General features: G+C 68.0%; 20 protein-coding genes. 14 read left to right on the forward strand and 6 right to left on the reverse strand.

The features are described 5' to 3' along the window. Nucleotides 1–13: 13 nt before the first annotated feature. On the reverse strand, nt 14–1,483 hold the full coding sequence (guaB, locus tag PSK12I2_RS0110100) for an IMP dehydrogenase (protein WP_007160653.1): 1,470 nt from the start codon (nt 1,481–1,483) through the stop codon (nt 14–16). A gap of 165 nt (nt 1,484–1,648) precedes the next feature. On the opposite strand from guaB, the gene PSK12I2_RS0110105 reads away from it, so the two are divergent. From PSK12I2_RS0110105 to PSK12I2_RS0110135, 7 genes are all read left to right on the forward strand, one after another. Further along, nucleotides 1,649–3,775, forward strand: a complete 2,127-nt coding sequence (locus PSK12I2_RS0110105) for a TonB-dependent siderophore receptor (RefSeq protein ID WP_027598295.1) — start codon at nt 1,649–1,651, stop codon at nt 3,773–3,775. A gap of 231 nt (nt 3,776–4,006) precedes the next feature. Next, nucleotides 4,007–5,257: a hypothetical protein gene (locus PSK12I2_RS0110110; RefSeq protein ID WP_027598296.1), complete on the forward strand. Its 1,251-nt coding sequence runs from the start codon at nt 4,007–4,009 to the stop codon at nt 5,255–5,257. A 249-nt stretch (nt 5,258–5,506) separates the two neighbouring features. Continuing rightward, nucleotides 5,507–6,451, forward strand: a complete 945-nt coding sequence (locus PSK12I2_RS0110115) for an iron-siderophore ABC transporter substrate-binding protein (RefSeq protein WP_027598297.1) — start codon at nt 5,507–5,509, stop codon at nt 6,449–6,451. Nucleotides 6,452–6,510: 59 nt separating this feature from the next. Next, nucleotides 6,511–7,488 (forward strand): iron ABC transporter permease, encoded by a 978-nt coding sequence (locus PSK12I2_RS0110120; RefSeq protein WP_027598298.1) that lies wholly within the window; start codon nt 6,511–6,513, stop codon nt 7,486–7,488. Next, nucleotides 7,485–8,498, forward strand: a complete 1,014-nt coding sequence (locus PSK12I2_RS0110125; RefSeq protein WP_027598299.1) for an iron chelate uptake ABC transporter family permease subunit — start codon at nt 7,485–7,487, stop codon at nt 8,496–8,498. The genes PSK12I2_RS0110120 and PSK12I2_RS0110125 overlap by 4 nt, the downstream gene beginning before the upstream one ends. Further along, nucleotides 8,480–9,286 carry an ABC transporter ATP-binding protein gene (locus tag PSK12I2_RS0110130; RefSeq protein ID WP_027598300.1) on the forward strand — a complete coding sequence of 269 codons (807 nt, stop codon included), beginning with the start codon at nt 8,480–8,482 and terminating at the stop codon, nt 9,284–9,286. The genes PSK12I2_RS0110125 and PSK12I2_RS0110130 overlap by 19 nt, the downstream gene beginning before the upstream one ends. Before the next feature lie 144 nt (nt 9,287–9,430). After that, nucleotides 9,431–10,402, forward strand: a complete 972-nt coding sequence (locus PSK12I2_RS0110135) for a D-2-hydroxyacid dehydrogenase family protein (RefSeq protein ID WP_027598301.1) — start codon at nt 9,431–9,433, stop codon at nt 10,400–10,402. A gap of 322 nt (nt 10,403–10,724) precedes the next feature. Here PSK12I2_RS0110135 and PSK12I2_RS0110140 read toward each other — a convergent pair whose 3' ends face one another. The 3 genes from PSK12I2_RS0110140 to PSK12I2_RS0110150 form a co-directional block, all read right to left on the reverse strand. Further along, nucleotides 10,725–11,612, reverse strand: a complete 888-nt coding sequence (locus PSK12I2_RS0110140; RefSeq protein WP_027598302.1) for an alpha/beta fold hydrolase — start codon at nt 11,610–11,612, stop codon at nt 10,725–10,727. A gap of 250 nt (nt 11,613–11,862) precedes the next feature. Continuing rightward, nucleotides 11,863–12,633, reverse strand: a complete 771-nt coding sequence (locus PSK12I2_RS0110145) for a sulfite exporter TauE/SafE family protein (RefSeq protein WP_027598303.1) — start codon at nt 12,631–12,633, stop codon at nt 11,863–11,865. Nucleotides 12,634–12,735: 102 nt separating this feature from the next. Continuing rightward, nucleotides 12,736–13,800 (reverse strand): SDR family oxidoreductase, encoded by a 1,065-nt coding sequence (locus PSK12I2_RS0110150; protein ID WP_007160663.1) that lies wholly within the window; start codon nt 13,798–13,800, stop codon nt 12,736–12,738. A 166-nt stretch (nt 13,801–13,966) separates the two neighbouring features. Here PSK12I2_RS0110150 and PSK12I2_RS0110155 point away from each other — a divergent pair, with 166 nt between their 5' ends. From PSK12I2_RS0110155 to PSK12I2_RS0110170, 4 genes are all read left to right on the forward strand, one after another. Next, nucleotides 13,967–14,899 (forward strand): LysR family transcriptional regulator, encoded by a 933-nt coding sequence (locus PSK12I2_RS0110155; protein WP_027598304.1) that lies wholly within the window; start codon nt 13,967–13,969, stop codon nt 14,897–14,899. A gap of 249 nt (nt 14,900–15,148) precedes the next feature. Beyond that, the gene (locus tag PSK12I2_RS0110160) at nt 15,149–16,216 is read left to right on the forward strand and encodes an NAD(P)-dependent alcohol dehydrogenase (RefSeq protein WP_027598305.1); all 1,068 of its coding nucleotides are present in this window, start codon (nt 15,149–15,151) and stop codon (nt 16,214–16,216) included. A gap of 262 nt (nt 16,217–16,478) precedes the next feature. Further along, nucleotides 16,479–17,339: a neutral zinc metallopeptidase gene (locus PSK12I2_RS0110165; RefSeq protein ID WP_027598306.1), complete on the forward strand. Its 861-nt coding sequence runs from the start codon at nt 16,479–16,481 to the stop codon at nt 17,337–17,339. 20 nt (nt 17,340–17,359) lie between these two features. Further along, nucleotides 17,360–18,397, forward strand: coding sequence for a hypothetical protein (locus PSK12I2_RS0110170; protein ID WP_027598307.1), 1,038 nt, complete (start codon nt 17,360–17,362; stop codon nt 18,395–18,397). Here the strand turns inward: PSK12I2_RS0110170 and PSK12I2_RS0110175 are convergent. Beyond that, nucleotides 18,365–20,554: an ATP-binding protein gene (locus tag PSK12I2_RS0110175; RefSeq protein WP_027598308.1), complete on the reverse strand. Its 2,190-nt coding sequence runs from the start codon at nt 20,552–20,554 to the stop codon at nt 18,365–18,367. The genes PSK12I2_RS0110170 and PSK12I2_RS0110175 overlap by 33 nt on opposite strands. A 92-nt stretch (nt 20,555–20,646) precedes the next feature. Continuing rightward, the gene (locus PSK12I2_RS0110180; RefSeq protein WP_027598309.1) at nt 20,647–21,234 is read right to left on the reverse strand and encodes an HAD family hydrolase; all 588 of its coding nucleotides are present in this window, start codon (nt 21,232–21,234) and stop codon (nt 20,647–20,649) included. 100 nt (nt 21,235–21,334) lie between these two features. On the opposite strand from PSK12I2_RS0110180, the gene PSK12I2_RS0110185 reads away from it, so the two are divergent. The 3 genes from PSK12I2_RS0110185 (at nt 21,335) to PSK12I2_RS0110195 (ending at nt 23,095) form a co-directional block, all read left to right on the forward strand. Then, entirely contained in the window at nt 21,335–22,078 is a 744-nt protein-coding gene (locus PSK12I2_RS0110185; RefSeq protein ID WP_027598310.1) for a haloacid dehalogenase type II, read from the forward strand. Nucleotides 22,079–22,132: 54 nt separating this feature from the next. Then, nucleotides 22,133–22,759 carry a CatB-related O-acetyltransferase gene (locus tag PSK12I2_RS0110190; RefSeq protein WP_027598311.1) on the forward strand — a complete coding sequence of 209 codons (627 nt, stop codon included), beginning with the start codon at nt 22,133–22,135 and terminating at the stop codon, nt 22,757–22,759. Between the two features lie 69 nt (nt 22,760–22,828). After that, complete coding sequence (locus tag PSK12I2_RS0110195; protein ID WP_007160672.1) at nt 22,829–23,095, forward strand: hypothetical protein; 267 nt, start codon at nt 22,829–22,831, stop codon at nt 23,093–23,095. The last annotated feature ends 4 nt before the right edge of the window (nt 23,096–23,099 follow it).

Below are 23,099 nucleotides of genomic sequence, written 5' to 3' on the forward strand. Positions count from 1 at the left end.
AACAGGTTGGAAATCAGCCCACGCGGTAGTTGGGCGCTTCCTTGGTGATCTGCACGTCGTGGACGTGGGATTCGGCCATGCCGGCGCCGGTGATGCGCACGAACTGCGGCTTGGTGCGCATCTGCTCGACGGTGGCGCAACCGGTGTAGCCCATGGAGGCACGCAGGCCGCCCATCAGCTGGTGGATGATCGCCGCCAGCGGGCCCTTGTAGGGGACGCGGCCTTCGATGCCTTCGGGGACCAGCTTCTCGGCGCCGGAGGCGGAATCCTGGAAGTAGCGGTCGCTGGAGCCCTGGGTCTGGGACATGGCGCCCAGGGAGCCCATGCCGCGGTAGGACTTGTAGGAGCGGCCCTGGAAGAGCTCGACCTCGCCCGGGGCCTCTTCGGTACCGGCGAACATGGAGCCCATCATCACGCAGTAGCCACCGGCGACGATGGCCTTGGACAGGTCACCGGAGAAGCGGATACCGCCGTCGGCGATCAGCGGGACGCCGGTGCCTTCGAGGGCGGCGGCGACGTTGGCGATGGCGGAGATCTGCGGCACGCCGACACCGGCGACGATGCGGGTGGTGCAGATGGAGCCCGGGCCGATACCGACCTTTACCGCGTCGGCGCCGGCGTCAGCCAGGGCCTTGGCGGCTTCGGCGGTGGCGATGTTGCCGCCGATGACCTGGACCTGCGGATAGGTCTCCTTGACCCAGCGCACGCGCTCGATCACGCCCTTGGAGTGACCGTGGGCGGTATCGACCACGATGACGTCGACGCCGGCGGCGACCAGGGCGGCCACGCGCTCGGGAGTCTCGGCGCCGGTACCGACGGCCGCGCCGACGCGCAGGCTACCGGCGTCGTCCTTGCTGGCGTTGGGGTAGGCCTTGGCCTTTTCGATGTCCTTGACGGTCATCATGCCCTTGAGGGCGAAGGCTTCGTCGACGATCAGCACCTTCTCGATGCGGTGCTTGTGCAGCAGCTCGCGGACTTCCTGCTTGTCGGCGCCTTCGCGCACGGTGACCAGGCGATCCTTGGGGGTCATGACTTCGCGCACCGGCACGTCGAGACGGGTCTCGAAGCGCACGTCGCGGGAGGTGACGATACCGACCAGGTCACGACCGGAGAGCACAGGAACACCGGAGATGTTGTGCATACGGGTCAGGTCGAACAGGTCGCGCACGCTGGCGTCGGCGTCGATGGTGATGGGGTCCTTCACCACGCCGGCCTCGAAGCGCTTGACCTTGCGGACTTCCGCGGCCTGCTGCTCGACGGTCATGTTCTTGTGGATGATGCCGATGCCGCCTTCCTGGGCCATGGCGATGGCCAGACGGGACTCGGTCACGGTGTCCATGGCGGCGGACACCAGGGGAATGTTCAGCTCGATGCCACGGGTCAGGCGGGTCTTGAGACTGACGTCTTTCGGCAGGACATCCGAATAGCCGGGGATGAGGAGAACGTCGTCGAACGTCAGGGCTTCTTGGCTGATGCGCAGCATGGCGGGCGCTCCCGGGCGGGAAAATTTAGGAGCGCGACATTATACCTGCGCTTGGGGATGGGCGGCAACGCACCTGGACACCAACGGTAAGAGGATTCGATTTACGTGAGAATGACTATCAACATAGAATCGCCGCCACTTTCCCCGCCCCTCTCGAGATCGCCCTTGAACACGCCGCCCAGAGCCCTTCGCCGTTTTGCGCCCTTCGCCTTCAGCACCCTGGCCCTGGCGACCAGTTCGGGCCTCCTGGCCGCGGAAAACGCCAGCCTCGCCCCCATGGACATTTCCGCCCCGGCGACGGAGGCCGACCAGGGCTATCGCGCGACCCGGGCCTCGACCGCGAGCAAGAGCGATGTGCCGATCAAGGAAGAGGCGCAGTCGGTGCAGGTGGTAACACCCGAGACCATTGGCGATTTCGAGGTGCGCAGCCTGGATGACGCCATGAAGTTCATCAGCGGCGTGACCCAGAGCAATACCCTCGCAGGTACCAAGGACAGCTTCGTCAAGCGCGGCTTCGGCACCAACGCCGATGGCTCCATCCTGCGCGATGGCGTCCGCTCAAGCCTGTCGCACAACTTCGATGCCACCGCCGAGCGCGTGGAAGTCCTGAAGGGCCCCGCCTCTCTGCTCTATGGCGCCCTGGAGCCCGGCGGCCTGATCAACGTGGTCAGCAAACAGCCGCAATATCAGCAACGCACCCGGCTCAGTGGTTCGGCCTACAGCGAAGGCGGCGGCAATCTGGGGCTGGACACCACCGGCCCGATTGGCGATACCGGCCTGGCCTACCGGCTGGTCACCGAACGCCAGAGCGAGGACTATTGGCGCAACTATGGCGTCAGCCAGCACACCCTGGTGGCGCCGTCGCTGTCCTGGACCGGCGAGCGCGCCAGCCTGACGCTGGCCTATTCCTACAACGACTACAGCGGCCCGGTGGATCGCGGCACCGTGTTCGTCAACGGCCATCCGGCCAGCGTCGACTACAACACGCGACTGGACGAGAAATGGGCGAAGGGCGACGGCATCACCGAAACCGCCAGTGCCCGTTTCGAATATCAACTCAGCGACGACTGGAAGACCCGGCTGATCTATGCCTGGAACAACGATCGCTACAGCCTGGACTTCGCCCAGCCGGTCTCCCTGGCTGCCAACGGTAACCTGCTGCGGACTGCCAATGGCGCCGACTACGACTACGAAACCCAGTACACCAGCTGGGATTTCATCGGCAGTCAGGAGCTGTTCGGCCAGCGTCATGAGCTGCTGGTGGGCATCGACCACGAAGAGAACAGTCAGTACCGTGGCAAGACCTACCGCAACAACACGGCCTCGCGCCGCAACATCAATATCTTCGCGCCGGTGTACGGCAACCTGGCAGCGCCCAGTCTGCTCAGCGCAGCCCAGAGCGATCAGGATAGCGACCTGGATTCGACGTCCCTCTACTTCAAGGACAACTGGCACCTGAACGATCGCTGGATCCTGGTGCTCGGCGGGCGCTATCAGCAATTCGACCAGTACGCCGCTCAGGGCCTGGGCAACACCCATGTGGTCAACCTGGACAAGCGCGATCATGCCGTGGTGCCACTGGCCGGACTGGTGTTCAAGGCGACCGAGGACCTGTCGCTGTACGGCAACTACAGCCGCTCCTTCGTCCCCAACACCACGGTGGACGACCGCGGTACAACCTTCGATCCCGAAGAAGGCCGCAGCTTCGAGGTCGGCGCCAAGTACGACCTGACGCCGGGGCTGAACCTGAACGTCGCGCTCTACGACATCGAGAAGAAGAACGTCGTCACCACCAGTAGCGTGAATGGCGTAAGCATCGGCGAAGCCGCCGGCAAGGTTGGCTCACGAGGCGTGGAGGTGGATCTCACCGGTCGCCTGGCCGAGCGCTGGGACATGATCGCCACCTATGCCTACAACAAGACCAAGGTGCTGGATGACCCCAGCAATGAGGGTAATCGCCTGACCCAGGCACCCGAGCACATGGGCAGCCTGTACCTGACCCATCACCTGCAAGTGCCCTCGAACCTGGGCGACTGGCGTCTGGGCGGCGGCGCCCGCTACGTCGGCGAACGGGCCGGCGATGCGGCCAACAGCTTCTACATGAGCAGCTACACCGTGGCCGACGCCTTCCTGCGCTGGGACCTGCCGGTGACCGGCTACCAGACCCGCCTGCAGCTCAACGTCGACAACCTGTTCGACAAGCAGTACTACCCATCGAGCGCCAACAGCCCGCTGCAGGTCGCGGTGGGCGAGCCGCGGACGGCGCGGTTGAGTGCCACGGTGAGCTTCTGATCCAGGGAATACGTCTACCTCTTAGCCCTCAGCGTGCGAAACAGGCCGAGGGCTGAGAGGTGCGATGCCCCCTTCCGGCAACGTCTTTCAGCGCCAACGAATGAGGCATGGTTCACTGACGGGGCGTGGAAAGGCAGGCACTGTCCAGCCCACGTTCGTTTGTTCAAGTCGTTTGCTCTTCTGAGCAAGTTCAGCGAGCGCTCAACCTGACTTTCACCAAGGATGAACGCCATGACTGCCAAGCAACATCCGCTAGACGCTGACCAGAACCTCTCCAATCCATCCGCCGCCTTTGCCAGGGCAGCCCAGGCCGCCGTACCCGCCACGCCGGCCGGTACCTTCGATGGCGTCAGCTACTACGCGTTCCAGAACCAGCCGCGCCTTACCCTCGACATCAACGCCGCCGCGGCCAAGGTCGGTTTCGCCAAGACCTTCGACGCCAACGGTCCGCACTACACGGCAGGCTCCACACTGAATGAAGTGAACCTCATCGGTCACTACGAAGAGCAACGAACGCTCCTGGATGGCCATACCCGCGGCACCACACCGGGAGACACCTCGCTGGATTCGAGCATTGCCAAGTTGACCGTCAGCCTCACCGATGTGCCCACCAATGACCTCAACCTGTGGTCTCACGTCGACCTGAGCAACTTCGACGGGCTGCAGACGTTCGACGGCTCCCAGTCCACCGTCGGCCTGTTCATCGACCTGACCAATGCCTACAGAAGCGATGGCCCCGACGTGCGTAGCGAGAGCGCCTTTCTCAAGACGGTAACGACTGGCAGCGCGGGCGATTTTCTCTATGTCAGCACCATCGCCGCAGCGGAGTTGGACAGCGTCGCCGCGCTCGGCAATTCCAGGGTGAAGCCGTTGACGATAGACACGGGTGCCGGTGGGGACGATATCTCGGCCTACATCCAGCAGGCCGATATGGTCATCAACGCCGGTGCGGGTGGAGACTCCATCGACCTGTCCATCGAAAAGGGCGTCGCGGCGCACAATGCCACCGTAAGGGGCAACTACGGTCACGGCGCTACCATCACCCTGGGTGAAGGCCGGGACTACCTCATCGTCGACACCCTGGGCAACGGCACGTTGGCCAACTTCGATGGCAGCAGCAGCGCCGCCGCCAATCGCTCTCTGGCGGCCAACCACGTCACGATTACCGACTACCAGGCCAGTGAAGACCAGCTCATCTTCGGTTTTTCGATCCAGAAACCCGAGGCGGTCACCACGGTGGCGGATGCGGCCCTGAAGGGCGCCACCAGCCTGTACGGCGCACTGCAACAGGTGGCGCAATCCATGGCCTACAACGAGCGTGCCGCGGTCTTTCACTATGGCTCGGACACCTACGTTCTGCATAACGTGGGCGATACCGGTCAGGTCGACGCCGCCGATTCGCTGATCCAACTGGTGGGCATCCAGGATCTGCAGGACGTGGCCGGTACGGTGTCCGCCGGTCCGCGCGGCATAGGCAGCTAGGGCCCGACGCCCAGCCGCGGGATCCCTGCCTGCCCAGACGTTAGGGTCCCTTGGCTTTCGCGCGATCTGGCGGCTCGGAACAATGGAGGCGACAGCACCGCCGAGAGCGGGCGAAGAAAATCGCCCTGAGCCAGAAAGAGGCAATGGACAGCGGATGTCAGCCAGGTGCTGATGCTCTATCCTAGCCGCCCCGCCACGGGGCCTCGGCCCGCCTGGCGGGCCTCTTTCCGTCTTCGGCCAGTCCCCCTCATGCTCGATCGCCGCACCCTTCTGCACTTCGCCGCTGGTACCGCGCTGCTCGCCGGACTGCCCGGTCGGGTGCATGCCCGCGCGTCCGCGGCGGATGGCGAGTTCCCGCGGCAGGTGGAGCATGTGGTGGGCAGCACCCTGATCCCGCGCCAGCCCCAGCGGGTGGCCGTGATCTCCACCGGCCAGCTGGACGCCGCCCTGAGCCTGGGCGTGATCCCGGCGGGCACCACCCGGGTGGACAATCGCGAACTGGCGCCGGGCTATCTGCGCACCGCCCTCGCCAATCGCGCGCCGGAGCTGGAGGCCATGGTCGATCTGGGCAGTCGCCAGGCGCCGGATCTGGAAGCCCTCGCGCGGCTGGCGCCGGATCTGATCGTGCTCAATCGCACCGTGCTCAAGGCCGGCGGGCTGGAGCTGTTCTCGCGCATCGCCCCCACGGTGGTGGCGCGCGGCACCGGCGGCAACTGGCGACCGGATTTCCTGCTGCTGGCCGATGCCCTGGGCCGTCGCCAGCAGGCCGAGCGCCTGCTGGCGGACCTGGATCTTGAGCTGGCCGGCCTGGCGCAGCGCTTCGGCGCCCAGCCGCCCTCCGCCTCCCTGCTGTTTTCCAGCGGCGCGCGACTGCGCCTGATGGGGGCCGATTCCTTTGCCGGCGGACTGCTGCAGGCCATGGGCATGACCCGTCCGGCGGCGCAGCGCTTCAAGGGCACCTCGCGGGATGTCAGCGCCGAGTTGCTGGACCTGGCCGACGCCGACTGGCTGTTCTATGCCGAGCAGGGCACCGCCCTGGCCAGCCTGGCGCGACAGCCGCTGTGGCCTCGACTCACTGCGGTGAGCCAGTCCCGAGCCATCCGCGTGGACACCGACGCCTTCTATCTCAACGCCGGTCCCCTCGCCGCGCGCCAGGTGATCAGCACGGTCGCCGGCGCCTTGGGGGTGACATGACCCAGCCAGCCCGCCCCGCGCCCCTTGCGCAACGAGTATCCGCGGCCCGCGGTGGCCTGGTGCTGGTCCTGCTGCTGATCGTCCTGGCGCTGGCGGTGGTGGCGAGTCTGGGCATAGGGGCGCGGTCGCTGTCGGCGGCGCAGATCCTGCACCTGCTCGTCGCCCCCGATGACTCCACCGAGGCGGTGGTGCTCTGGGAACTGCGCCTGCCGCGCACCCTGCTCGGACTGCTGGTGGGCGCGGCCCTGGGCCTGGCCGGTGCACTGATGCAGGCGCTGACGCGCAATCCGCTGGCCGATCCCGGATTGCTGGGGATCAATGCCGGGGCGGCCTTCGCCGTGGTGGCCGGGTTGTCGCTGGTGGGGCTGGACGATGCCCCGACGCGCCTGGCCTGTGCCCTGCTGGGAGCGGCCCTGGCCGCCGGCCTGGTCTATCTGCTCGGTGGCAGTGCCCCGGCCCGTGGTCAGCCCATACGGTTGATCCTGGCCGGTATCGCCCTCAGCGCCAGCCTCAACGCCTGCACCGGCATCATCACCCTGTTCGACAGCGCGGTGTTCGACAGCTACCGCTTCTGGGCGGTGGGCGCCCTGAGCGGCCAGACGCCGGGCGGCGCCCTCGGCATCCTGCCGTTGCTGCTGATCGGCCTGGCGCTGGGTCTGCCCCTGGGCAGCCGTCTCAATGCCCTGGCCCTGGGCGACGACCTGGGTCGCGCCCTGGGGGCCCGACCGGGGCAACTGCGGCTGCTGGCCTTCGTCGCCATCGTGCTGCTGTGCGGCGCCGCCACCGCGGTGGCCGGACCCATCGGCTTTCTCGGCCTGGTGGTGCCCCATGCCCTGCGCCTGCTGGTGGGCGCCGACTGGCGCTGGATCCTGGCCCTGGCGCCCCTGGCCGGCGCCAATCTGCTGTTGCTGGCCGATACCCTGGGCCGCCGCGTGGCCCTGCCAGGCGAGCTGGAAGCCGGGATCGTCTGCGCCCTGCTCGGTACCCCGGTGCTGCTCGCGCTGATCATCCGTTCCGCCCGGCGGGTACGCCCTTGAGTCGTCATCGCTTCGCCCCCCGCCGCTCGGCGCGCTTCAAGGCCTGCCTGTTGCTGCTCCTGCTGGCGGCCATCGGCATCTGCGCCCTGACCCTCACCGGTGGCGCCTTCGCCCCGGCGCCGCACCGGGTCGCGGTCACCCTGCTCGGTCGGGGCGATGCCCTGGCCAGTCTGATCCTGCTGGATCTGCGCCTGCCGCGGCTGCTGGCGGCCTTTGGCGTCGGCGCCGCCCTGGGCGCCAGCGGCGCCATCTTCCAGCGCCTGGCGCGCAATCCCCTGGCCAGTCCGGACCTGGTGGGCTTCACCGTCGGCTCGGCCAGTGGCGCCCTGATCACCCTGCTCTGGCTGCAACTGGGCGGCGCGGCGCTGATGCTGGGTGCCCTCGGCGGCGGGCTGCTGGCCGCGGTACTGGTAGCCGGCCTCGCGGCCCTGGCCGGGATCCGCGGCGAGCGGATGATCCTGCTGGGCATCGCCGTCAGCGCCCTGCTCGCCTCGCTCAACGAATACCTGCTGACCCGCGCCGAACTGGACGAAGCCCAGGAGGCCCGGCTCTGGCTGTTCGGCAGCCTGGACATGCTGACCTGGAGTCGCACCCTGACCCTGCTCGCCGGCTGCCTGCTGCTTCTGCCGCTGGCCGCCTGGCTGGCGCGGCGGTTGCGCCTGCTGGAGCTGGGCGACGACCTGGCCCGGGCCCTGGGCCTGGCCGTGCTGCCCAGCCAGAATCTGCTGCTGGCGGTTGCCGTGGCCCTGGCCGCCCTGGCCATCGCCACCGCCGGTCCCATCGGCTTCGTCGCCCTGGCGGCGCCCCAGCTGGCCCGGCGCCTGACCCGCAGCGCCGATCTCGGCATTCTCGCCCCCGCCCTGCTCGGCGCCTGCCTCACCGCCCTGGCCGACCTGCTGGCCCAGCGGCTGCTGGCGCCCTTCCAGATTCCGGTCGGCTTGCTGACCGGCGCCCTGGGCGGCCTCTATCTGATCTTTTTGCTGAGCCGCGAATGGCGGCGGACCTCATGAGCCAAGACGCCCCTTCCAGTCGCCTCGCCGCCCACGGTCTCACCGTCGGCTACGGCGGCCAGCCGATCTGCGCCGACCTCTATGTACGGCTGCCCGATGGGCGCTTCACCGTCATCATCGGCCCCAACGGCTGTGGCAAGTCGACCCTGCTGCGCAGCCTGGCGCGGCTGATCCGTCCCAGTGCCGGCGAGGTACGCCTGGACGGTCGGCTGATCCAGGACCTGCCGACCCGCGAGGTGGCCCGTCGCATCGGCCTGCTACCGCAGAGCGCGGTGGCGCCGGACGACATCCTGGTCAGCGACCTGGTGGCGCGCGGGCGCCATCCCCATCGCCAGGCCTTCGCCGGCTGGACGGAGGCCGATGAGCGCGCGGTGCAGCACGCCCTGGAAGCCACCAACACCCTGGAGCTGGCCGAGCGGGCGGTGGACAGTCTGTCCGGCGGCCAGCGCCAGCGCGTCTGGATCGCCCTGGCACTGGCCCAGGAGACTCCGCTGCTGCTGCTCGACGAACCCACCACCTTTCTCGACATCGCCCACCAGGTGGAGCTGATGGAGCTGCTCTGCCGGCTCAACCGCGAAGGCGGCCGCACCCTGGTGGCGGTGCTGCACGATCTCAACCAGGCCTGTCGCTACGCCGACCACATCATCGCCCTGCGCGCCGGCCGCATCCTCGCCGAGGGCCCGCCGGCGGAGATCGTCACCCCCGAGCTGATCGAGGCGCTGTACGGCCTCAAGTGCGCGGTGATCGAGAATCCCCTGGCGGGTACGCCGCTGGTGATTCCCTACTAGGGCTCGTCCCGGAAAACGCTGCGCGGTTTTCCAGGCTACCGCCAGGGTGGACGACGGCGCCGCCTCGTCCACCGTTGCGCCCCATCTTGTCGGACGACCCCGCAGGTGCTCCACTGGCGATCCAGAACAACAACGGAGCTCGCCATGCATATCGTCATCCCGGACGACTACCAGCACGTCGTCGAAACCCTGGATTGCTATCCCCTGCTCCAGCGCGCCGGGCATCAGGTGACGCTCTATCACGATGCCGAATGCGATCCCAGGGTGCTGGTGGAACGCTTCCGTGACGCCGATGCCCTGGTGCTGACCCGCGAGCGGACCCGCATCGACGCCGAGCTGCTGGCGCACCTGCCGCGACTCAAGCTGATCAGCCAGACCGGCAAAGCCACCGCCCACCTCGACGTGGCCGCCTGCACCCGCCAGGGCGTGGCGGTGTGCGAAGGCAGTGGCTCGCCGGTCTCCACCGCCGAGTTGACCTGGACGCTGATCCTCATGGCCCGCCGCAAGCTCAAGCCGGCCATCGACGCCCTCTATGCCGGGCGCTGGCAGGTCAATCTGGGCGAACGACTGGACGGGCAGATCCTCGGCATCTGGGGCTACGGCAAGATCGGCCAGCGCCTGGCGCGCTACGGCCAGGCCTTCGGCATGCCGGTGCTGGTCTGGGGCAGCGAGGCCTCGCGCGCCCGCGCCGAAGCCGACGGCCATCGCGCGGCGCCCAGCCAGGAGGCCTTTTTCGCCGAGGCCGATGTCATCAGCCTGCATCTTAGATACAGCGAGCGCAGCCGCGGCTGCGTGCGCGCCGAGGACCTGGCACGGATGAAGAAGAGCGCCCTGCTGGTCAACACCGCCCGCGCCGGCCTGATCGAACCCGGTGCCCTGCTCACGGCGCTGGAATTGGGCCACCCTGGCCAGGCGGCGCTGGATGTCTTCGAGCAGGAACCGGTGGCGCCGGACGACCCCCTGCTCGCCCACCCCCAGGTGCTCTGCACCCCGCACCTGGGCTATGTGGAAAAGCACAGCTACGAACTCTATTTCGGCGAGGCCTTCGCCAACCTGGTGGGCTTCTTCAGCGGCGAACCGACCGGCCTGGCCAATCCGGAGGTGTTGGGGCGGTAGGATTGGGGGCGCGTGGATCGCGTGGATAAGGCTGCGCCGTTATCCACCCTACGCAGCGCTCTGTAGGGCGCAGCGAAATCCGACAACTGCACCCTCACCCCAGCCCTCTCCCAGAGGGAGAGGGGGAAAAGCGGCGCACTCCTCGTAGGTTGGGTTGAGCGCAGCGAAGCCCGACAACCTGCACCCTCACCCCAGCCCTTTCCCAGAGGGAGAGGGGGAAAGGCAGCGCACGCCTCGTAGGTTGGGTTGAGCGTAGCGAAGCCCGACATTGTCCAGGCTTGAACGCTGTCGGACTTCGACGATGAAGCTGTCTCAACCCAACCTACGGCAGGCGCTCCCTTACCGCGGCGGCGAAGGCGGCGGGGGCTTCCTGGGGGATGTTGTGGCCGCAGCCGGGCAGCACCTCGTAGCGGAAGGGTCCGCTGAAGTGCTGCGCTACCCCGGCTTCATCCTGCACCGCAGTGACCCCATCGTCGGCACCGGCCAATACCGTGGTGGGCACGCGGATGGGTGGCTGAGCGGCGAGCCGGCGCTCGGTCTCGGCATAGGCCGGATCGTCCGGGGCCAGACCGTAGCGGTGGCGATAGGAGTGGATCACGGTATCGACGAAATCGGGGTTGTCGAAGGCCGCGGCGGTAAGGGCGTAGGTGGCGTCGCTGAAGCGCCAGCTGGGTGACCACAGCGACCAGAGCAGTCGGCAGAATTCGCGGCGATGTTTCGCCAGTCCGGCGCGACCCCGTTCGCCATGGAAGTAGTACTGGTACCAATAGCGCAGCTCCGCCGCCGGTTCGGCAGGCTGGGTGGCAGCGGCTGCGATGTCCTGGATCGGATAGCCGTCGCCCAGCACCAGCCCGCTCACCCGTTCCGGCCAGAGGGCGGCGACGATACCGGCGGCGCGACCACCCCAGTCGTAACCGGCCAGGGTCGCCCGCTCCAGGCCCAGGGCGTCGAGCAGCGCCAGGACGTCATGGGCCAGGGCGGCCTGCTGGCCAGAACGCGGGGTGTCGGCGCTCAGGTAGCGGGTCGCGCCGTAACCGCGCAGAAAGGGCACATGGACGCGGCAGCCAGCGGCGGCCAGTTCATCGGCCACCTCGGCGTAGGCGTGGATGTCATAGGGAAAGCCATGCAGCAGCAGGACCGGATGGCCGGCGTCCGGGCCCTGGACTTGGTAGGCGACGTCAAGGACGCCGGCCTGGATGGAGGTGAGCATGGGGGATCTCCGCCACGGGTGTTGTAGAGCGGAGAGGTGGATCGGCTTGGGAGTTCCCGAGGTGGCAGCGTCGCGTGGAAAACGCTACGCGGTTTTCCACCCTACCAGCCTACGGCGTCTGAGAGCATCGCGGCCATGGGCCGCTCCTACGGAGTCACCGGTCACTGTAGGAGCGGTCGCTACGGCGCACCGGCATGGCCGCGATCATCACAACGCCAAACTCGATAGCGGACCACCGTAGGCTCGTTGGTTACCCCGCCAAATACCGCCCGATCAGGGTCACGCCCGACACCAGCACCAACCAGGTCACCAGGCGGGTGAAGCGTTCTCGCGACAGGCGCCGTTGCAGGTGGCGGCCGATCCAGCCGCCGAGCAGCATGGCGGGCAGCAGGCAGACCGCCAGGAGCAGCAGGCTGCCATCGCTGTAGGCGCCGGCGATCAGCAGCAGGACGATACGGATGGAGGCACTGCAGCCGATGAGGAAACTCTGGGTGCCGCGGATGGCGTTCTTGTCTTCCAGGCGGCCGTTGAGATAGAGCGCATAGAGGAAACCGCCACTGCCGAACAGGGCGCCGCACAGGCCCCCTACCCCGCCCGCCGGGATCGACCAGGCCGGCGCCAGTTGGCGAAAGCCCTTGGGACTGAGCAGGCTGTAGGTGGAATAGGCCACCACGAAGAGCCCCAGCCAGAGCATCAGCAGCCGGGCGTCGGTGCGCATCAGCAGGTAGGTGCCCAGGGCCGCGCCCAGCAGCAGCATAGGCAGCAGGCGCCTGAGTTCACGTCCGGCGATGGCGCGGCGATCCGGCAGCCAGTTGTGGAAGGAGGCGAGGAAATCCAGCATCACCAGCAGGGGTACGATGCGCGACAGCGGCATCCAGCTGGTGAGCAGGGGGCCGGCGACCAGGGCGCTGCCGAAGCCGGCGACGCCAAAGATCAGGTAGGCCAGGACCACGATGGCTTCGATGAACAGCCAGTCGAGCGGGCTGAAGGCGGGAACGAGGGCAACCAGAGAGTCGAGCATGGGGGCGCATCCTGCGAGAAGAGCTCGCATTCTGCGCCCCGCGTGCAACCTCTGAAAACCGCCAGCCGCCCCCGTTCACGGGGACCGGCGGTCCAGAGCGGCTCAGGGAATCAGGCGCTGGGCCCGCAGCCGGGTGAAGAGGTCGAGAAAGCTCGCCCGGGTGTCGCGATAGCCGAAGAAGCCCAGGTCGCGGCTCTTGGTCATGTCGTTGAGGCACTCGATCTCGCGGCCCAGGTCGGCGTCGCTGTGCCACCAGGAGGCCAGCTTGTCGACGTCGGCTTCCACCAGGTCGTGCTCCTCGGCGAGCTTGCGCCACTGCGCCGGAGCCACGTCCTTCATCCGCGCTTCCAGCGGCATGGGCTGCTCGGGATAGGGCGCCGGCTCCAGGTCGAAGAAGGCGGCGATCTCGCCCCACAGCCAACGCCAGCGGAAGACGTCGCCGTTGACGGTGTTGAACGCCTGGTTGCGCGCGGCCGGCGCCAGGGCGGCCCATTCCAGTTGCTCGGCGAGCAGGCCGGCGTCGGTGACGTCGGTGATGCCGTCCCACTGGGTACGGGAACCGGGGAAGACGAAGGGCTGGCCGGTGGCCTTGCACAGGGAAGCGTAGACCGCCAGGGTCAGGCCCATGTTCATGGCGTTGGTACCCTTGGCCTGGCCGATCATGCTGTGGGAGCGGTGCACGCTCCAGCCGAAGCCATGCCGCTCGGCGGCAGCGAAGAGGATGTCTTCCAGGGTGTAGTAGAAGTTGGCGCCGGCCTGGCGCGGCTCGCTTTCGCGGAAGGGCGTCTCGGCCTTGCCGCTGCCGTATTCCTCGAAGGAACCCAGGTAGTGCTTGGTGCCGGTCACCAGTGCCAGGTGCTCGAGCGGCGCGCCGTCCAGGGCCTGGCAGAGGTTGTCCATCATGGCGCCATTGGCCTCGACGTTTTCCTTCTCGGTAGGGCGACGGGTCCAGGTGCAGAAGAACACATGGCTGATCGGCAGGCCGGCCAGCGCCTGGCGGGTGGACTCGGCGTCGAGCAGGTCGGCGGCGACCGGGATGACGCCTTCCTGTGCCACCGGTTTGCGTGCCAGACCGTAGACGGTCCAGCCCGAGGCGACCAGGGTGTTGGCCAGGTTGTAGCCGGAAATGCCGGTCACGCCGACGATGAGAGCGGTGCCCTTGCGCATGAAACCTCCAGATAGGGGTGGGAGACGGCCTGCAGTGGACGCAGGCGCTGTAGATAAGGGAGTGCCTTGTCTCAGGGTTGATTCCAGCCTATTGGAGAATTAACGGCGTATCCTGGGTATAAATTCCTTTTTAATCGGAATCAGATTCCGCAATCGGGAGCCTGCCTTGTATTCCTCCGAACGCCTCAAGGGCCTCGACGTCTTCGTCACCGTGGCCGATCTCGGCAGCTTCACGGCGGCTGGCGAGCGTCTCAATCTCACCGGTTCGGCCGTCGGCAAGAGCGTGGCCCGGCTGGAAAGCCGGCTGGGCGTGCGGCTGTTCCAGCGCACCACCCGCCGGCTGAGCCTGACCGAAGCCGGCACCCGCTTCTATCGCACCTGCACCGGGGTGCTGGCCGAGCTGGAACAGGCCGAAGTGGGCCTGGCCGCCCAGGACGGCGAGCCCCACGGCCGGGTGCGCATCGACCTGCCCGCCTCCTATGGCCGCCTGCATGTGCTGCCGCTGATCCTGGAATTGCTGCACCGCTATCCGCTGTTGCAACCGGATCTGTCGCTGTCGGATCGCTTCGTCGATCCGGTCCACGAGGGCATCGACATCCTGGTGCGCATCGGCGGCTCCGACGCCTGGCCGGCCAGCCTGGGGCATCGCTTCCTCGGTACCCAGCGCCAGGTCTTCTGCGCCGCCCCGGCCTATCTCGCCCAGCACGGCCGCCCCCGGACCCCGGCCGAGCTGGTCGATCACCAGTGCATCGGCTTTCGCCAGGCCGATGGCCTGATCAGCCCCTGGCAGCTGCGCGGCGAACAGCCGGGCGACAGCGAACGCTGGATCTTCCAGCCGCGCCTGGTGGTGGGGGATGGCGAAGGCGAGGTGCTGGCCGCCCTGGCCGGGCATGGCATCGCCCAGTTGCCGACCTGGCTGATCGCCACGCACCTGGCCAGCGGCGCTCTGGTGGACGTGCTGCCCGAGCACGGCGTCGAGGGCTCGCCGATCAACCTGGTGTGGCCGCGCAGTCGCGAGAGTCTGCCGCGGGTCCGGCTGCTGCTGGAGCACCTGGCCAGTCGCCTGCTGCCCACGGTGGCGCCGAAGCTTTCGCGCTAGCCACGACCGCTCGACCAGTGGCCCCGACTGCCGCACCACGGACGGGAACATCCGCTCGGGCACCCCGGTCGTAAACCCTCGTACGCCCGCTCGCCCCTGAGTTCCATCGATGGGCGGCATGACGATTATCGAGACGATCGATTGGTGCCGTCGGCTCTGGCTCAGCAGGATCGACGGTTTGTCACCGGGCCAGGCCAACCTGGCCGCCCTGCTCCACCACTCAGTTCCACCACCTAGATGAGGTATCTCATGAGCCAAGCCCAAGGCTACGCTGCCCAGTCCGCCGACCAGCCCCTGGCGCCCTTCTCCTTCGAGCGGCGCGAACCCGGCGCCCACGACGTGCAGATCGACATCCTCTTCTGCGGCGTCTGCCATTCCGACCTGCACACTGCCCGCAACGAGTGGAACAACACCCTGTACCCGTCCGTGCCCGGTCACGAGATCGTCGGCAAGGTGACCGCGGTCGGTGCCCACGTGAAGAACTTCAAGGTCGGCGACACCGTCGGCGTCGGCTGCATGGTCGACAGCTGCCAGCACTGCGCCCCCTGTGACGCCGGTGAAGAGTCCTACTGCGAGAACGGCTTCACCGGCACCTACAACGGCAACCTCTACGGTGGCAGCGAAAACACCCAGGGCGGCTACTCCGACCACATCGTGGTCAACGAGAAGTTCGTGCTCAAGGTGAGCCACACCGAGAACCTGGCCGCCGTGGCGCCGCTGCTGTGCGCCGGCATCACCACCTACTCGCCGCTGGCCCACTGGAAGGTCGGCCCGGGCAAGAAGGTCGGCATCGTCGGCCTGGGTGGCCTCGGCCACATGGGCGTCAAGATCGCCCATGCCATGGGTGCCCACGTGGTGCTCTTCACCACCAGCGCAGGCAAGAAGGACGACGCCCTGCGCCTGGGCGCCGACGAGGTGGTGGTATCGAAGAACGAAGACGAGATGGCCGCGCACGCGAACAGCTTCGACTTCATCCTCAACACCGTGGCCGCGCCGCACAACCTGGATGCCTTCCTCACCCTGCTGAAGTGGGACGGCACCATGACCCTGGTCGGCGTACCCGCCGAGCCGCACCCGGCGCCCAGCGTCTTCAACCTGGTGATGAAGCGCCGCCAGCTGGCCGGTTCGCTCATCGGTGGCATCCGCGAGACCCAGGAAATGCTGGACTTCTGCGCCAAGCACGGCATCGTCTCGGACATCGAGCAGATCGCCATCCAGGACATCAACGAAGCCTATGAGCGCATGCTCAAGAGCGATGTGAAGTACCGCTTCGTGATCGACATGCAGAGCCTCAAGCAGGGCCAGACCGCGGCCTGATTCCGCGTTCCGCTCCGCCGACAACGCCCGCGCCCGTCGCGGGCGTTGTCATTTCCGGTAACGCATTTTTGGCGCGGCCTGCGGTCCTAGCTTCTGTCCGAAAAGTCGTCGAGCGAAGGTCAGGCGAGGCGAAAAGTCCTGAGGAAGCGGAATTTACGAGCGGTAAATGAGCATTCCGAAGGGCTTTTCAACGAAGCATCACCGATGCGCAGACACTTTTCGGGTAGAAGCAAGCGATAACGACAATCACGAGGCGGCCGCCATGCAGTGGGACAAGGGACAACGTAGCGACAACGTGCAACAGGCCAGCGGTGGACGCGGCATGAAGATCGGCGGCGGCCTCGGCCTGGGTGGCGTGGCCCTGGTGGTGGTGTTCGGCCTGCTCAGCGGCCAGAGTCCGACGCAGATCCTCGGCAACCTGATCAGCCTCAGCGGCCAGAGCGCGCCGAGCCAGCAGGAGACCACCGCCCCGGCCGACAATCGCCAGGTGGACTTCGTCCGCGTGGTGCTGGGCGAGACCGAAAACACCTGGACGCGCATCTTCCAGGCCCATGGCGAGCAGTATCAGCCGCCCAAGCTGGTGCTGTTCAACGGCCAGGTGCAATCCGGTTGCGGCGGCGCCACCGCGGCCAGCGGTCCCTTCTATTGCCCGGTGGACAGCAAGGTCTACCTGGACCTGACCTTCTTCCAGGAACTGCAGCAGCGTTTCGGCGCCGACGGCGACTTCGCCCGTGCCTATGTGATCGCCCACGAGGTCGGCCACCATGTGCAGAACCTCACCGGTACCACCAGCAAGATGGAAGCGGCGCGCCGCCGTGGCATTCCCACCGAGGGTGCCACCGGGTTGTCGGTACGCCTGGAACTGCAGGCCGACTGCTATGCCGGGGTCTGGGCCAACGACGCCCAGCAGCGGCTGAACTGGCTGGAGCCGGGGGACCTGGAGAAGGCGCTGAACGCCGCCAACGCCATTGGCGATGATCGCCTGCAACGCCAGTCCCAGGGCCGCGTGGTACCGGATTCCTTTACCCACGGCAGCTCCGCGCAGCGGGTCAAGTGGTTCCGCACCGGCTTCGACAGTGGCAAGGTGGAGAGCTGCGACACCTTCGCCGCCAAGGCGCTCTGACCTCTAGCGGGAGATACCCGATGCGTCGCCTGCTCGCGCTGTGCCTGGCCCTGGCCTGGGGCTCCGCCCTGGCGGCGCCCCATGAGGGGGTCGCCCGTATCGTCAGCGACCGGCTGCCGATCGGCCAGGCGCAGGCCGCGCTGCAGCTGTCCACCGACTGGGACCGGCCCCATCCGGAAATCCGCCGCGCCCTGGTGATCGTGCATGGCCGGCTGCGCAATGCCGCGACCTATTTCCGCTCCGGCGAAACGGCCACGGCAGCGGCCGGCGCCACGGCGGACACCCTGGTGATCGCCCCGCAATTCCTCAATGAAGCGGACATCCAGCGTCATCGGCTGCCGGACACCCTACTGCGCTGGCAGGGCAATGCCTGGATGGGCGGCGAGCCCGCCCTGGGTCCGCAGCCGCTGAGCAGCTTCGCGGTGTTCGATGCCCTGCTCGCCCGCCTGGCGGAGCGTCGGCTGCTGCCCAATCTGCAGGAGGTGGTGATCGCCGGACATTCCGGCGGTGGCCAGGTGGTGCAGCGCTACGCCGTGCTCGGCCAGGGCGAGCAGGCCCTCGCCGCCCAGGGCATTCGCCTGAGATACGTGGTGGCCAATCCCTCGTCCTACGCCTATTTCGATGCCCACCGACCGGATGCGCAGGGCCAGCCCGTGCCCTTCGCCGCGGCGGCCAGCTGCCCGGACTTCGACACCTGGAAATACGGCATGCAGGGCCTGCCGGCCTATGCCGCGGGTCGCACGGCCGCCAGCCTGGAAGAGCACTATGCGGGACTCGACCTGACCTATCTGCTGGGCGCCGAGGACACCGATCCCAACCATCCGGCGCTGGACAAGGGCTGCGCAGCCGAGGCCCAGGGCCCCTATCGCCTGGCCCGCGGGCTGAACTACTACCGCTATCTCCAGGGCCGCCATCCGGGGCTGCGCCAGGCGCTGATCGAGGTCCCCGGCGTGGGCCACAACGGTGACGCCATCTTTACCTCGCCCGCAGGCCGCCAGGCACTGTTCGGCGCCGGCGACCAGGCTTCAGCGCGCCAGGGCGGCGGGCGCGTCCAGTAGCTCCTGCACCCGGGCGACGAAGGCTTCCAGGGTGAACGGCTTGCCCAGCACCGCCATGCGCTCGCCGACCAGCGGGACGGGCGGCTCGTTGCCCGCCGCATAACCGGTGATGAAGAGGATCGGCAGGTGCGGCCTGAGGGTACGGGCCGCGCCGGCCAGCAAGCGGCCGTTCAGCCCCGGCAGGCCGACATCGGTGATCAGCAGGTCGAAGCCCTCGCCTTCGCGCAGGGCCGCCAGCGCCGACTCGGCATCCACGGCGTCGCGATACTCCCAGCCCAGGTCGACAAACACCTGCACCAGCAATTCGCGGATGACCGCATCGTCTTCCACCAGCAGCACCCGGACGCCGGGCAGGACGCGAGCGGTCGGGGCACTGGCGACCGGCTGGGGTGCCTGGGCGGCCAGGGCCGGATGACGCGGCAGCAGCAGACTCACCCGACAGCCCTGCCCCGGCGCGCTGGTCACGCTCACCTGGCCGCGCGACTGGCGGACGAAGCCATAGATCATGGACAGTCCCAACCCCGAGCCCTGGCCCACCGGCTTGGTGGTGAAGAAGGGTTCGAAGACCCGCTCCAGCACCTCCGGCGCCATGCCCACGCCATCGTCGCCGACCTCGATCAGCAGGTAGTCGCCCGCCGGCAGACCCGGATCGGCGTCGGACTGCACCCAGTTGCGCGCGCGGATGGTCAGGGTGCCACCCGCCGGCATGGCATCACGGCTGTTGATGGCCAGATTCAGCAGGGCGTTTTCCAGCTGGTGCGGATCGACGTCGACCGGCCAGAGTCCGGCCTCCAGTTCGAGCTGGCAGCGGATCTGCGGTCCCAGGCTGTGCAGCAGCAATTCCTGGAAGCCGCCGATCAGCCGGGCGACGTCGACCGCCTGGGGATTGAGCGTCTGGCGACGGGAAAAGGCCAGCAGTCGATGGGTGAGACTAGCGCCCCGCCCGACCGACTGGGTGGCGGTGTCGAGCAGACTGCCGACCCCGGCCAGGACCTCCGGCGCCAGGCGGCGGCGCAGGAGATCCAGGCTGGCCTGGATGCCGGCCAGCAGGTTGTTGAAATCGTGGGCGATGCCGCCGGTGAGCTGGCCCACGGCTTCCATCTTCTGCGCCTGGCGCAGCAGCTCCTCGGCCTGGGCGCGACTGTGCATCTCCTCGCGCAGCTGGCGATTGCTCTCCTCCAGTTCGGCGGTCCGCGCCTGCACCTGGACCTCCAGGGTGGCGCGCTCGCGGCGCAGGGCCTCTTCGGCCTCGCGGCGGTCATCGATGTCTTCGCTGGTGCCGTACCAGCGGATCACGGCGCCCGCTTCATCGCGCCGCGGATAGGCGCGGGTGCGCAGCCAGCAGTGGCTGCCATCCGCCACCCGTACCCGGTGTTCCTGGTCGTAGGCCCGACCGGCGCGGCGCGCCGCATCCCAGGCCTGCCGGGTCGCCTGGCGGTCGTCCGGATGCAGCAGCGTCCAGAAGGTATCGGCGTGCAGCGCCGGCTGGCCGGTCAGTTGCTGCCAGCGCGGCGAAAAGACCATCCGCCCGCCGTCGGGATCGCAGGTCCAGGTGTACTGGGGATTGAGTTCCACCAGATGCCGATAGTGGTCTTCGCTTTCGCGCAGCTGCAGATCCGCCTGGTGGCGCTCGATGGCCAGGGCGGCGGTCTCGGTGACCAGACGGAAGGCGTCGCGCTCGGCGGCCAGGGGGCGCCGTGGCTCCAGATAGTAATTGGCGAAGGTGCCCAGCAGCCGGCCATCCAGGGCCAGCAGCGGCATCGACCAGCAGGCCCGCAGGCCGTAGCGCAGCGCCAGGTCACGGGCGCCCGCCCACAGCGGATCGCAGGCGATGTCCTCGACATAGACGGCTTCGCACCGGTAGGCGGCGGTGCCACAGGAGCCCGCCAGCGGGCCGATCTTCAACCGCCCGAGATCGCGGCTGTAGGCTTCCGGCAGACTGGGCGCGATGCCGTCCTGTAGATAGCGACCATCCTCGCTGAGCAACAGGATGCAGGCATGCAGGCGAACCTGGGCCAGGGCCTCCACCCGCTGCAGCAGCGCGTGCAGCACGCTGGTCAGAGGCAGCCCGGTGGCAAGGCTTTCCAGCGTCTGGCGCTCGTACTGACGCAGATCGCTGGAGGACGGCTGGTCGCTGGATGGGGCGTGGAGGCTCATAGGGCTGGCCTGAGATGGATCCGAAGCCGGCATCTTAGCCAGTGGCCCGGCAAACAACAGACTATTTGCGCCTGACGGGCAATTTCCTGGCGTCAGAGCGCCGCCAGGATCTCGGTGCAGGTCTCGAAGCGCTGGTCCCGCGCCGCCGGCCAGGGATCGCCCGGCTGATTGACCTGCAGCGTCCGGCAGCCCACGGCCCGCCCGCACTCCAGGTCGTAGCGGTGATCGCCGATCATCACCAGGCGGTCAGGCGCCACCTGCCAGAGTTCGGCCAGCCGCAGCAGGCCACCCGGATCAGGCTTGGGCGGCGCCTCGTCGCGCCCCAGCACCGCGGCGGGCGCGAAGCAGTCTTCCAGACCGATGGCGGCCAGGGTCAGCAGCGCCAGATCGCGGGCATTGCGGGTGAGGATGCCCAGCGCGCGACCGTCCTTGTGCAGGCGCCGGATGAGGGCGACCGCACCCGGTGCCGGGCGGGCAGCGACGGCCAGTTCGCGCTCGTGCTCGAACAGCCAGGCGTGCTTGGCCTCGCGCTCGGTGGCCGGCAACTCGGCCAGGTGGTGGAGGATGTCGGCCTGTTCGGGGATGCCCAGATGCCGGCGAATGGCGGCGAAGTCGTGTACCGCCAGGGTCAGGGTGCCGTCCAGGTCGAACACCCAGTGGCTGAGGTGACGCAGTGTCATGCAGGGATCCTTTGGCGAGAGGTGACCTTCGGGCACTCCGGGGGAACCCCCGTCACCCGTGCTCCGTCTGGTGGAGACAACCTTCTGCAGGAGTCTACCCATGACGACGACCGTCCGGGCGCTACTTTTCGATGTCTTCGGCACCGTGGTGGACTGGCGTGGCAGCCTGGTCGAGGGCTTGCAGGGGCTGTCGGCCAAGCATGGCGTCCAGGGCGACTGGGAGCGGCTGGCCGATGCCTGGCGCGCCGAAGCCTACGAGGCCATCCTGCCGCAGATCGAGGCCCGCACCCTGCCCTGGCTGCCCCTCGACGAGGTGCATCGGCTGGCGCTGGACGAATTGCTGCCCCGTTACGGCCTGGTCGGCCTGACCACCGCCGAGGTGGCCTGGATCAATAGACTCTGGCATCAGCTGACGCCCTGGCCCGACGCCGTGCCGGGTCTCACGCGGCTGCGCCAGGGCTATCCGGTCTGTGCCCTGTCCAATGGCAACGTCAGTCTGCTGCTGGACATGGCCCGCCATGCCGGGCTGCCCTGGGACATGCTCTTTGGCGCCGATCTCTTCCAGCGCTACAAGCCGGCCGCGGAGGTCTACCTGGGTGCCTGCACCCTGCTCGACCTGGAACCGGAACAGGTGATGCTCTGCGCCGCCCACAATGGCGACCTGCAGGCGGCCAAGGAGTTGGGCCTGGCCACCGCCTTCATCCAGCGCCCACGGGAAAAGGGCCCGGCCGGTGGCGAAGTCTCCGCAGGCGGCTGGGATCTGGAAGCGAGCGACCTGCAAGATCTTGCCGACCAGCTCGGCCTGCCAGCGATGGAGGGCGAGCGGGCCGAGCCCGGCGATTGAGCGCGGCCCGGGCGCTTCTGTATCCTGCCGGATACTTTTCGCCAGGGCACCGCCATGGGTTTTCTCGACAAGCTGCGCAAGAAACGTGAACGCCAGGCCCTGGCCGCCCTGCCCCGCCTGCACCAGCGCACGGCGCGCCTGCGCCGCGAACTGCCCGACTACGAGATCGGCGCCGGCACCTATGGCGCGCCCAGGGTGTTCGATCTCAAGGAAGGCGCCACCCTGCGCCTGGGGCGCTACACCTCCATCGCCGAAGGGGTGCGCATTCTGCTTGGCGGCCTGCACCGGCTGGACTGGGTGACCACCTATCCCTTTCCCGCCTTCGTCGACGACCTGGCCCACATCAAGGACTACGGCGGCACCCGTGGCGACGTGGTGATCGGCAGCGACTGCTGGATCTGCACCGATGCGCTGATCCTCTCCGGCGTCACCATCGGCCATGGCGCCGTGGTGGCCGCCGGCGCCGTGGTTACCCGCGACGTGCCGCCCTATGCGGTGGTGGGCGGCAATCCGGCACGCTTCATCAAGTGGCGGTTTCCCGAAGCCACCTGCCAGGCGCTGCTCGACATCGCCTGGTGGGACTGGCCCGAGGCGGAGATCCTCGCCGCCGGCGAATACCTGTGCAGCGCCGATATCGACGGCTTCATCGCCTACGCCCGGGCGCGCCATCCGGCGTCCTGAATCAAGCGTCTGGAACTCGAGGCGCCTCCCAAGGCTCACCTTCATTAGTCAATCTTTTGAAGGTTTTCCATGGAAGCGCTCGATCTGCTGCAATGGCCGGCCATGGCCATCACCCTGCTCGCCGCCTGGCTGGTGGCCTCCCAGCGCCAGGGCCGGCGCAGCCTGGGTTTCTGGGTGTTCCTGCTCAGCAATGCCCTGTGGATCGCCTGGGGCCTGCAGGCCGAAGCCTATGCCCTGATCGTACTGCAGCTGGGCCTGGCGGCGATGAATCTGCGCGGCGTGCGCCGCAACGCCGACGAGGCGCCCGCCGCCGCCGAGGTCTCGGGCAGGGCATAATGAC

Source organism: Pseudomonas sp. MOIL14HWK12:I2 (genome assembly GCF_000510745.1).
GTDB classification, from domain to species: domain Bacteria; phylum Pseudomonadota; class Gammaproteobacteria; order Pseudomonadales; family Pseudomonadaceae; genus Chryseomonas; species Chryseomonas oryzihabitans.